11 protein-coding genes are annotated in these 10,899 nt (G+C 73.2%); 5 read left to right on the top strand and 6 right to left on the bottom strand.

The features are described 5' to 3' along the window. Window positions 1-136, bottom strand: a 136-nt coding sequence (locus AA75_RS12160; RefSeq protein ID WP_033819942.1) for an HU family DNA-binding protein, incomplete at its 3' end; no start/stop codon positions are given. Window positions 137-428: 292 nt separating this feature from the next. Between AA75_RS12160 and AA75_RS45465 the strand changes: the two genes are divergently transcribed. Then, window positions 429-3,530: a DnaB-like helicase C-terminal domain-containing protein gene (locus AA75_RS45465; protein WP_158515484.1), complete on the top strand. Its 3,102-nt coding sequence runs from the start codon at window positions 429-431 to the stop codon at window positions 3,528-3,530. 4 nt (window positions 3,531-3,534) lie between these two features. Next, window positions 3,535-4,155, top strand: a complete 621-nt coding sequence (locus AA75_RS12150) for a hypothetical protein (protein ID WP_082526437.1) — start codon at window positions 3,535-3,537, stop codon at window positions 4,153-4,155. A gap of 15 nt (window positions 4,156-4,170) precedes the next feature. Here the strand turns inward: AA75_RS12150 and AA75_RS12145 are convergent, their stop codons facing one another. The 5 genes from AA75_RS12145 to AA75_RS12120 all read right to left on the bottom strand — a co-directional run bounded on the left by AA75_RS12145 (window position 4,171) and on the right by AA75_RS12120 (window position 9,369). Further along, window positions 4,171-4,446, bottom strand: coding sequence for a hypothetical protein (locus AA75_RS12145; RefSeq protein ID WP_149038089.1), 276 nt, complete (start codon window positions 4,444-4,446; stop codon window positions 4,171-4,173). Window positions 4,447-4,986: 540 nt separating this feature from the next. After that, window positions 4,987-5,193 carry a hypothetical protein gene (locus tag AA75_RS47325; RefSeq protein WP_149038088.1) on the bottom strand — a complete coding sequence of 69 codons (207 nt, stop codon included), beginning with the start codon at window positions 5,191-5,193 and terminating at the stop codon, window positions 4,987-4,989. Between the two features lie 164 nt (window positions 5,194-5,357). Then, window positions 5,358-6,437 (bottom strand): hypothetical protein, encoded by a 1,080-nt coding sequence (locus AA75_RS12130; RefSeq protein ID WP_033819937.1) that lies wholly within the window; start codon window positions 6,435-6,437, stop codon window positions 5,358-5,360. A 111-nt stretch (window positions 6,438-6,548) separates the two neighbouring features. Then, window positions 6,549-7,559 carry a hypothetical protein gene (locus AA75_RS12125; RefSeq protein WP_051812170.1) on the bottom strand — a complete coding sequence of 337 codons (1,011 nt, stop codon included), beginning with the start codon at window positions 7,557-7,559 and terminating at the stop codon, window positions 6,549-6,551. Window positions 7,560-7,902: 343 nt separating this feature from the next. After that, window positions 7,903-9,369 carry a hypothetical protein gene (locus tag AA75_RS12120; protein ID WP_051812172.1) on the bottom strand — a complete coding sequence of 489 codons (1,467 nt, stop codon included), beginning with the start codon at window positions 9,367-9,369 and terminating at the stop codon, window positions 7,903-7,905. A gap of 134 nt (window positions 9,370-9,503) precedes the next feature. Between AA75_RS12120 and AA75_RS12115 the strand changes: the two genes are divergently transcribed. From AA75_RS12115 to AA75_RS12105, 3 genes are all read left to right on the top strand, one after another. Further along, the gene (locus AA75_RS12115; protein ID WP_033819935.1) at window positions 9,504-9,704 is read left to right on the top strand and encodes a hypothetical protein; all 201 of its coding nucleotides are present in this window, start codon (window positions 9,504-9,506) and stop codon (window positions 9,702-9,704) included. Window positions 9,705-9,952: 248 nt separating this feature from the next. Continuing rightward, window positions 9,953-10,639 carry a DUF402 domain-containing protein gene (locus tag AA75_RS12110; protein WP_063794339.1) on the top strand — a complete coding sequence of 229 codons (687 nt, stop codon included), beginning with the start codon at window positions 9,953-9,955 and terminating at the stop codon, window positions 10,637-10,639. Window positions 10,640-10,648: 9 nt separating this feature from the next. Continuing rightward, a partial coding sequence (locus AA75_RS12105; RefSeq protein ID WP_033819934.1) for a hypothetical protein occupies window positions 10,649-10,899 on the top strand: 251 nt, incomplete at its 3' end.

Here is a 10,899-nt window from a genome sequence, read left to right as displayed (position 1 = left end):
GGATGGTGACCTTCTCGTCGCCCTTGGCGACGACCTCGCCGACGACATCGGCGAAGGCGGCCAGAACGGCGTCGGCGTCCTTGCGGGTCACCTCGGCGCGCTCCGAGACGGCGGCCACCAGTTCACTGCGGTTCATGAGGCTACTTCTTCCGATCGACAGTCAGTGACCGACATGCTGCCAGGCCACCGGCACGAAGCCCGCATCGCTCCCAGGTCTCGCATGTCGCCACCCCCCGGGCACAGAGCTGCCCGCACACGAGCCCCACTGACCATTACGCCGACAGAGGCGACACACCGCGGGCACCAGACGGCTGGCGTCAATCCCACGCCCCCGCCGCCACCCGATGCGGTGCACAATGACCCCAAAAATATGTACCGCACTGATAGAGTGTGCGGTACGGCGGATCCGCCGCTCGAACCCTGACGCCGTGGGAGGCCTCACCGTGCCCGCCAACGCCCCCAGTCCGGACCCGGCCGCGCGGCTCGCGGTCGTCCGCACCGTCCAGGCGCGCGACGCGAGACCGCAGTTGCCCGCCCTCATCAGGGAGACGACCCGCGGCCCCGTTCGCCTCGAACGCGGCGAGGACGCCGCCTGGCTCATCTCACCGGCCCTGGCCGACGAGCTCGCCCTCGCGCTGGCCGATGCGCCGGTGCACGGGATCGCCGAAGCACGCCCGGTCCTGGCGACCCTGGTACAGAACGCTGCGGCCGGTCAGCCCCAGGTACTCCGGCGCCACAAGGCCACCGTCGCGGTCCTCACCGCGGTACCGGCCACCGCGTCCCCGGAACCGGCCGCCCCCGTCTCGGCCGAGCCCGCCGACGACTTCGCCGAGCTGGCGCACGGCGTCGTCCGCGATCGTGCCGTGATGGCCCTCACCTCCCCGGACCCGGCGAGCGCGCAAGCCGCCCTCACCGCGCCCCTTGATCCGGCGGCCGTCGTCCGGGTCTCCCCCGAGGCGTCGAAGACCCGCTCGGCGCTGCTGAACCCGCTCTTCGCCGCACTGCACCCCGGCCGGACCCAGGCTCGCCCGCGCTCGCTCGCCGACACCACGGCCCTCATCGCCGCCGCCCTCAAGCGCCGCTCGCCCCTGGTGGTCGTCCTGGACGCGCACCGCCTGCCCACCGAGGCGCTGGAAGCCGCGTACACCCTGTGGGCCGCAGACCCCTTCCCGCTGGTGCTCACCGGAACCACCCACCTCGACGGCGTCCTCGACCGCCCCGCGCTGGCGAGCCTGAAGTCGCAGCTCCTGCGCCACACGATGGACGCCCCCGGCACGCCCCAGCCGTCCGCCGGCCCGCCTGAGCCGGCGGACGACACCGGCGCGTCCGCTCCGGCCGCGGAGCCGCACGAGCCGCAGCAGAGCCCGGTTGTGCCCGCACCGGCCGTCCCGTCCACCGAGCCGGCCACCGCTGCGGCCTCGGCCACCGAAGTGGCACCGACCCCGTCGGGCCGGCGGCGGATCACTCCCCTCGGCGACGCGCTCGAAGCCCTGCTCACCGTGGCCACCACGGACGAGGCAGAGCGGGCTGTCACCGGAGCCGGGCTGCCGACCGGCATCGCGGTCCTGGACTCGGTGCTGGGCGGGCTCCAGCCCGGCCGGTTCCACCTGGTCGCGGGCGAGCCGGGCACCGGTTCCAGCCTGATCGCCACCGCGGCCGCCCGCGCCAGCGCCCTCACCCTCGGGCACCCCGTCCTCTACGCCGCCTCCGGGCTCACCCGGGCCGACGTCGCCGCCCGGGTGATCGCCGCCCAGACGCCGGTCGACTACCGCCGCCTGCGCGCCGGCGCCTTGGACGACGCCGAGCGCGGGGCCGTCGCCGAGACCGCCCGGCTCTTGTCCTCGGCGCAGTTGCTGATCGACGACGGGAGCGGCCTGGACGCCGCCGCCATCACCGAGACCGCCGCCGACTTCCCCGGCCTCGCCCTGGTGATCGTCGACCGTCTCCAGGCTGCCCGCGACCCGCGCCTTCCCCTGTCCGGTCCGCCTGCCCTCCGCGACGCCGTTCAGGCCCTGACCCACCTGGCGCGCACCCACGGCATCCCGGTCCTGGCCGCGCTCGACACAGACGATGCGGCCCTGCTGCGGGCGCTGGCGGCGGACGTCACCTTGCTTCTCGAACGTCACCACACCCGGGGCGCCGGCGACCAGGTCCGGGTGACCGTCGCCGAGCGGGACCTCGGCGAGCAGGCCACGGTGGTCCTGCGGGCGGACTTCGCTCACGCCCGCCTGACCGACCCCAGCCCCGCTTCCGCCGCTCCCGCCCCGGCGCAGGCGTCCGTTGTGGACGATCCCGCCGTACCACCGGCCGAAACGGCTGTCGAACCGCCGTCCGTCCCGGAGCAGGAGCCCGCAGCTGGATCCGGCCCGGCGGCCGGAGAGGAGCCGACGGTGGATGGTGGCGGATCCGGCTTCCCCACGGACCTGACATCCCCGGACGCCTGGCGTCCGCTGCCGGGGGGTAGCCCGGGTGCCTCCCGGGCCCGCGGTCGCCGAGCGGGCGCGGGCTCGTCGCCCGACGGCGCGCGCTACGGCGGGCGCGACTACGACCACTTCCTCCGCGTGATCCGTCATGCTGCCGCCGAGGTGAAGGAGCAGTACGGCACGGGCAAGGAGGCGATCGAGGCGGCGAAGCTTCGGGGCATCCCCGATGGCATGGCGCTGTTCGAGGCCACCCGGGTCGGGGCGACCTACGAGCACACCGTGTACCCGGAGCAGTGGGAGTTCCTGAGCAAGAAGACCCAGAGCGGCGCCGACGAGGTGTGGGAGGGCCGCCACAACTGGACGAACCGGCCATTCATGTCCGGGCTCCGGGCCGACGCCCCGGTCACCGTCGACGGGCTCGACACCAACGCCGCCTACATGAGCGCGTTGAAGACACATCTGCCGATCGGCGCGCTGGAGCACAACCGCAACGGGGGCTTCCACCGCAAGCAGTCGGGCATCTACCTGCTGCCCAAGCGGCCGATCTGGCAGCACCCGCACCTGCCCGACCCGATCGGAAACCGGCAGGAGCCGGGGGCCGTGCTGCTGGACGACGCCACTGTGCGGCTGCTGATCCGCTGCCACAAGCTCGACTACTACGCCGACCCGCCGCACATCACCGAGTCGTGGGTCTCCGGGGCGAGCGAGGACCTGCTGGAGAAGTTCCGGCGCGTCCTGAACATCGCCCGCGACGAGTTCATCGCCGCCGGTGACGGCGTGGGCGAGGAGTATGTGAAGGCGATGTACTCCAAGTTCGTGTCCACGATCGGCGAGTCCACCTTCAACAGAGGCATCCGGCGGCCCGACTGGATGCACATCCTGAGGAGCCAGGCGTTCGCCAACCTCTGGTACAAGGCCGAGGCCGCCCATCAGTCCGGCCTGACGATCGTGCGGCTCAAGGGCACGGACGAGCTCCACGTCACCGGCGGCGAGTGGCGTCGCCTTCCGGGCCAGTCCGGCGGCGTGTTCGTCGAGGGCCGCGGTGCGGCCCAGATGAAGCTCAAGAAGCAGTACATCCTCCCCGAGAACTACGAGAAGGCTGCCTGAGAACGTGTCGACCGACGGATGGAAGAACTTCGGCAAGTACGGGGCCGCGGGCGATCCTGGCAACGTCCACGGGAAGATCGCCCTGGGCGCCGCCCTGGAGGACGCCCTGGAGCGGATGATCGTCGAAGGCGGCATCAAGTCGCCCGTGACGACCCGGCGCGGGATGAAGGCCCGCGTGCGCTACCTGACCAGCGTCAGCGGCGGCCCGGCCGCGATGGCCGAGGCCGGCATCACCGCCGTCCCGGACACCGTCAAGGCCTGGGCCAAGGGCAAGCAGATGCCGCGCCCCGAGAATCTGGAGAAGATCGACACCGCCTACTGGAACCTGCGCGCGGCGAACATCATGTCCAACCCCGGCCCGTTCAAGCAGCACCTGGACAACGGCGGCAAGGGCACGCGGGTGGAGATCCACCCGATCAACCAGGAACCGGTCCTGCCCAGCAGGCGCCGCGACAACCTGCGCGTGCGCAAGGTCCAGGTCCGCTACGTCTGGGGTGCCGCTGTCGACGCCATGGTGGCCGGGGACGCCTCCGAGCTGGCAAAGGTCTGGGACGACATCATCTCCGGGCTCGACTCCGACTGGGGCGCCTACCTCTACGTCCGCCACGTCGGCCTCGGTGCCTGACCTCCCGGCCCCGGATCAGGCCACCGTGCCACCGGGGCCGGGCTCTTCTGCTTCCAGCTGCGCGTACAGCCCGCTCGGGTAGAGCAGGGTGCGCAGCGCGATCTCCAGCAGCAGGACTGTGTGCGTGGCCGGCAGGCGCTTGCCCTGCAGAGTGTCGAGGACGGTCGGGTGGGTCGTCCCCAAGCCGGCCTGCCTGGCCGCTTCCCGGGCACTGATGCCCCGGGTGTCCATCGCGGCCTTGAGCGCGCGGGCGATCGCGATCCCCAGGTGCGCCCCGGGTGGAGCACCCATCGTCACGAAGGAACTCAAGAAAGCCGGGATCGGCCAGGCCGACCTCGTCACCCCCCCGGCCGGACGGCGACCACAGCTCCCGAGTCCCTGCCCGGCCCGGCCGGCGACCCGGTGCCGAGCCCCGGGCGGTTGAGCAGACGGCCGGCCGGAGCCCGGGTGCGGCAGGCGGCAGCATCGCGGCGGCCGGCTGCTGGGCCTACCGGGCGTTGCCGCCTTCTTCCTGGATGGCCTTCTCACAGGCGCTCGGGCCGGTATGCCAGTGCCGGAGCTGGTCGGTTCCGGCCTCGCCGGGAAGAGGAAGATCCGACAGGCACGGGCCGGTGATCACCAACCCGCAGTCAGCGCACCGCGGTCGGCCGGACTCGTCGAGCCTGTGGGCGACCAAGCACCCGACGTTGGCGCAGTCGAGATCGGGATGGGCGTCGTCGTGGCCGAGGAGTGCGCAGGCGTCGCAGTGGCCGGACAGGCCGGCCGCACGGCGTTCGGGTTCGGGAGCGCCGATGAAGCGGGCGGTACCGGCGGGCGGAAGGGGTGGCCGGCTCACCGGAGGGCCTCTGTCGTGGTCGTGAGGGTAAGAAGCCGGGCGGCGAGGCCGGTCAGGGTCCGCGGACTCTTGACGCTCGTGATGACCTCGGCGACCTCGGCCGCACGGACGTACTCGGCGAGGACGTAGACCGGCGTCCGCAGCTCGCCGACGGCCAGGTGTGGGGCTCTGGTGGCCACCACCACGGCCTCCGGCTTCGGCAAGGTTCGTGGATCGCCGCTGCTAGGGGCGGCAATGGTGATCGTCCATTCCTGACCGCTGTTGTCGTGGGCCCGGCACTCGTCGCCTCCAAAGGGCGCCGGCCCGCCCTCGCCCCGCCGGAGCTCGTCGAGCCGGGTCTGCTGAAGACCGGGGTAGAGGGCCGGGTTCACTGCAGGTCGTCCGACGTCGCGAGCACGGCGCCGAAGGCCGCGCGAGCCTGTGCGAGAACGTCCTCCGGCGGCCCGCCCGGCCCGCACCAGGCCGCGAGGTCGTCCGCTTCGACAAGGTAGCGGCCGGAGCCGACCTCGGTGACGGTCCAGCCGGCCAGGTCCTGCACGTGGTCCAGGTGGGCCCGGGTGAGCAACTGCAGGGCGTAGACATCGGGGAGGCGGCGCTCCCAGAGCGGGTGGTTGTGGCGGATCTCGTGGGGGGCGACGGCCGGTGGCTGGCGGCCGGTCTGCTCCCAGCCGTAGGACCACATCGGGGTCATGGTGGCGAACGCGAGCCGGGTGCGGGCGGCGTTGGCCACGATCGCGTCCCGGGCTCGGGCCACCAGAGCGGCGGTCGGCGCGGCCGGGTCGTAGCTCTGGAAAACGGCCAGGCCGTCCTGCTGCACTCGCACCCTGGCGGCCCGGGGGGTTGTGGGGTCGATGTAGGTGAGGATGCCGTGGCCGGCGGTGCGCAGGGTCCGGGCGAGATGCTGCGGGACCTGGTCCGTGGTGTCGTGCTGGAGCACCGGTCCGGCGTGGAGGAGGGCGTGGCTGCCCCCGTGCCGGGCCCAGTCGGCGGTCTCGGCGCACCAGCGGGCGGTGTGGTCCGCGTCGGTGAGGGGGCGGTCCAGGGCGATGAATGCCCCGGCGCGGGGGGTGTAGTCGTGCCACAGCCACCGCGGCGGCCCCACGAGCGAGGTGGCGGTGAGCCGGCCGGTGAACCCGCGCTGTTCCAGGGCGTGCGCGAAGGAGCGGAGCCACGTGGTGAGGGAGTTGGGGCCCCAGTAGCTCTTGAGGGACACACCGACGCCGTCGAGGGTGAAGGACGGCTGCTGCCCGAACATCACGTAGTCGGCCCCGTCGCCGTCGTTGGCGGCGCCCAACGCCTCCTCCGCTGCATCCAGGACATCGGTCTCCTCGTCCACGGCGAACGGGCTGGTGGGCACCAACTCCACGCCGCAGCCGTCGTGACCGTTGGCTTCCAATGCCTGTTCGATCGACGCCAGGTCGATCCGGATTCCCCCCGAACTGATCATGGGTGGACTGTACCGACGGTTCTCCCCTCCCCCGGCGCGAGGGAGACGATCGCCGGTACAGCACCCCGGACGACTCGGTGTCCGGGCAGGCCGGGGCCACTTAGACCCTGGTCACACCGCTGTGGGCACGCCGGCGCGGACGGCGAAGTCCCGCACCCCGGGCAGGCGCCGGTCAAGCCGCAGCAGCCCGACCGCGAGGTCGCGGACCGCACCGCGGCGCACCTCCTGGGGGGCGGCCTGCTCGGCGGCGAGCAGGGCCCGGTAGCACTGCTCCGGCTTGCCCCACTTGTCGAAGGCGTGGGCCACATCGGTGAAGAACCGGGCCTGCCGTTCGGCGGTCGGCAGTGCCGCCGGGTCGACGGTGCGGGCGTACTCGATCGCCCGGCCGGCGTCGCCGAGCTCGTAGTGCACCGACACTTCGTGCAGCGCCACCCCCTGCACTCCGTCGACCAGGCCGGAGGAGCGTCCGGCCGCGGCGGCGCTGTCGGCGGCCTCGGTGATCAGGGCGTGTGCGTATCCCCGGTCACCGCTCTTGGCGGCAGTGTAGGCGGCGGTCGCGTACAGGTCGCCGCGCAGTGCCAGACGCTGGGCCTCGGGCACCGTGGTGTCGGCCAGCAGTTCCTCGGCGGCGACGACCACGATGTCGGTCGCGCGTGCCAGCGAGCCCTGCCGGCGCCAGGAGCTGGAGACCATCCGCTGGGCCTCGGCGAGCACCAGCGGGTCGCCGCCGGCGCGGGCGGCGGTCAGCGCCCGGTCGGCGGTGACCGCCACCAGGTTGTTGTCGCCGACCTTGATGCACAGCCGTACCGCCACGTTGTAGAGCGCGGCGGTGCTGACGGCCTGTTGGTCGGGGGTGCCGAACAGCTGTGCGGCGGCGATCCGGGCGGGCAGCGCCGCGGCGAGCCGGTCGTAGCGGGCGTCGCGGAACTCCTGGCGCGAGGCGGTTAGCGCCGCCGCCACCGATTCGGCGGTGGGTTCCCGGCGGGGCGCAGGCACGCGGCCGGTGCGGTACAGGAGCAGGTCCTCGAGTCCGGACAGCGGCCCGGCGGCGTGGGCGTCCTGCTGGAGGGCGGCCGGGGCGAGCACCGCCGCGGCCAGACCCAGGAACGGGCGGCGTCGCACATCGTCCTCCAACTCGCCGGACCGTCATCCTGATCACGCACCGGCTTGGCTCCACCCAGCACGCCGATCGCATCATCGTCCTCGACCACGGCCACGTCCGGGAGGAGGGAACGCACCAGGAGCTCCTGGCCGCTGACGGGGAGTACGCGGCGATGTGGACCACCCAGGCGCGCGCCTACGCCCCCGTCCTGTAGCCCTGGAACGTTGCCTGCGGCGCGCCGGCGAAGCGGTGGGCGGTCCTACACACCTGCTCGCGGCGTCGTGGGGGTTGAGCGCGGCCGCCCCCACTGGCTGGCGTCGATGGTCCACTGGCTCGCCGCGGTCCTGGGAGCAGGGCTGACGGCTATCGGCGCCAGCGCGCGAGCAGGCCGGGTCGAGCCGGGATCGGCCCGGCGCCCGGCTCGGTGGGCTCCGTCAGCCGTATCTGGGCATGCTCGACCGGCCGCACCTCGGTGGTGTCGCCGAAGACGGCGTGCCGCACGGACTCCCAGTCCTCCCGCCGCCACCACTCGAACAGGCGGGTACTGCCGATCACCGGCACGGTCAGCGCGTCGGCGAACGCCCGGTCGGTGTAGACCTCGGCATCCCGCCGGGCGGGCGGCAGCTTGATCTGGTGGTTGACGACCAGGACGCCGCCGTCGACCGGCTCGGCCCCGTCCAGGTTCGGCCAGGTGGCCAGGTGCTTGAGGAGCTTGTCGGGGAGGTTCTGCGGCGGCCGATTGCCTGCAGACTTCACCTCGACCAGGCGTCGGAGGCCGCAGTACTCGGCCAGCAGGTCCGCCGACTCGGGGCCGTAGACGTCGTCCAGGCGGGTCACCGTGGCACCCGCCGCCACGAGGACGTCCTGCACCGCGTCCTCCAACTGGCGGCCGGTACCGAACAGCAGGCCGTCGCGCAGCGGGTCGGCCACGGCCTGCAGCGCCGCGAGCTCCTGCTGCAGCTCGGCTTGTCGTTCCTCGTGGTCGCGCCGTTCCTGGGCGATCGCCTCGATCAGGCGCGTCTCGGCGTCGGTGGCGAACGCCGGGTCGCGCACTAGGGTCGAGCGGGCGCGGGTCAGCGCGCCGGGCACGTACGCGGGCAGCGCGTGCTGAACCACCCACTCCGCCAGCAGCCTCTGGTCGGTGCCGTGCGGGACGACGAACCAGCGGGCACTCCTGTCGGCCGGCACCCATACCCCCGCGATCGGGTTGCCGAGGCCGTCGACCAGGATTGGGCGCAGCACCGCCTCCTTCGGCTTCGGTGCGATCACCGCGCTCCCGGCCCGCCCCGAGTGCGTGATCGCCTGTAGGAGCTTCAGGCCGAACCAGGTGTTCGGGGGGCTGTTGAGCAGCCGGGCGCCCAGTTCGTGTTCGGCGTGGTCCAGGTTGTCGGCGAGCTCGGGGCGCACCCCGTTGGGGAGCGGGTTGGCGGTGATCTGGCCGTAGGCGCCGGGCAGGTGGATGCCGGGGGCGACCGTGCCCGAGAAGACGTTGTAGCTGCGCTCGCCCGCGCCGGTGCAGGCCACGACGAGCACGCTCTCGCCGCGCCGCTGGGCACCCGCGGCGTACCGGGTGTACTCCTCGGCGCCGGTCGCGGGCCCGAGGACGGGGGAGAGGATCGCTGCGCAGTCGCTCGTCTCCTGGTCCTTCCAGCGCAGCTCGATGCCGAGCGCCGCCCAGTCGGGCCCGGTGGGCTTCGGGGCCGGGGAGGGCCGGTTGTGCGGGCCGGCGGCCGAGCCGATCACCGTGGGAGCGAAGGGCGCAGGTGGCGGCGGCGCTTCGATGGCGATGTGCAGCGGGACCGGGGCGGCGGACGGCGAGGTCGTGCTCATGGTGGACACGGTAACCGGCCCGGGAACGCGGGCCGACTCATTTCCCCTTCCCCTTAATACCAGCGCTGCCCCACTGCCGGGGCTGGGAGCCGCTGCGCCTGCACGTAGAGTCCGGCCCCGCCGACGCGCCCGCAATGCACACTCTGTTCGGCAACCCCGAGGACTGGGATCCCCGTCGCGGCGTCCTGCGCTTCCGCCCGGTGGATGGCCACCGCGCCCTCGCCGTGGCGCAGCACCGGATCATCGGCCTGAGCGGGGTGCGTTACCGGCGGGGCGCCGGCCAGGCCGGGCTGTGGGAGGACTACCGGCCGCCAGCCGCACGGCGCGCCTGGTGACCGCCCGGGACGCGCACGCTCCTCCGTCCGGACGAAGGCCGGGTTAGGCACCCGTACATGGCGGGCACAGCATCCGTCATGACGACCTCCACCCGCCGCCGCCGGCAGCCAGCCGCCGCCCGACCGCCAAGGCAGGACACCGCGCCCACTCTGCACCGGGCCGGATGCTGCCGGACCCGGTCCAGCGAGCACCTCTCCCCGGGCGGCATGGTCGTACGCACCACCTGGCACGAACCCTCCTGCCCGACGTGGGGAGCACCGTGACGGCCGCCGCCCCGGCAGCCCCGGCCCCCTTCGCCTGCGGCACCACGGTGGTGCGCCGGGACGTTCACCTCGGCAGGGTCTGGTCCGCCCAGCCCCATCGGGCCCTCTCCGACAGCGGTACCCTGCTGGAGATCGGCTACTGGCCCGGCATCCGAGCTCTGGCCCCCACCACGTGGACGACGGCGCTGCGCACCGGCGACGACTCCTCCCGCAAGGACGGACTGGAGCATCTCGCTTCAGGTTCATGGGAGTTGGAGCCCTGGGCCTGGCGCGACACTGTTCTGCGCTCGCGTTTCGAGACCGGCAGCTGGTTCTCCCTGCACCACTTCCAGTCCCCGGCGGGCGAGCCGCTGCGCCTCTACGTCAACTTCGAGCGGCCCGCGGTGCGGACCCGGATCGGGATCGACACCTTGGACCTGCTCGTCGACCTGGTGGTCGATCCCGACCTGTCCTCCTGGCGGTGGAAGGACGAGGACGAGTACGCCCACGGCCGCCGCCTCGGCCTGGTCACCGAGGCTGACCACCGGGCCGTCGACCACGCCCGCGAGCACGCCATCGGCCTGTTGCAGGAGCGGCGCGGCCCCTTCGGCTTCCCGTGGCCCGCCTGGGCCCCGGACCCGGCCTGGCCACTGCCCATCCTGCCCCCGGGCGCCCAGCAGGCGGCGCTATAGAGTCAAAGGATGCACACGCACCACCCTGGCGATCAGCCTGAACAGCCCCTCTCCCCCGCCACCGGCGAACCCGGCGACGACGACCGGGCGCTGTGGAACGCAACGGCCGATGCTCTCGCGGCCGTCGGCATCGACATCGTCCAGGCCGGGGACGGACGCCCCGGGGCGGTGCTCCGGCTCGGCCCCCGCGGTCTAGCCGTGGCGGTGGCCTGGCAACCCACCGAGCAGCACCCGCTGCCCGGCGGCGTCCTGGCCGTCAA

The organism is Kitasatospora sp. MBT63, assembly GCF_000710465.2.
Lineage (GTDB): Bacteria > Actinomycetota > Actinomycetes > Streptomycetales > Streptomycetaceae > Kitasatospora.
Note: the sequence above shows the minus strand (reverse complement) of the source record. Positions and strands in the feature narration are given on the sequence as shown.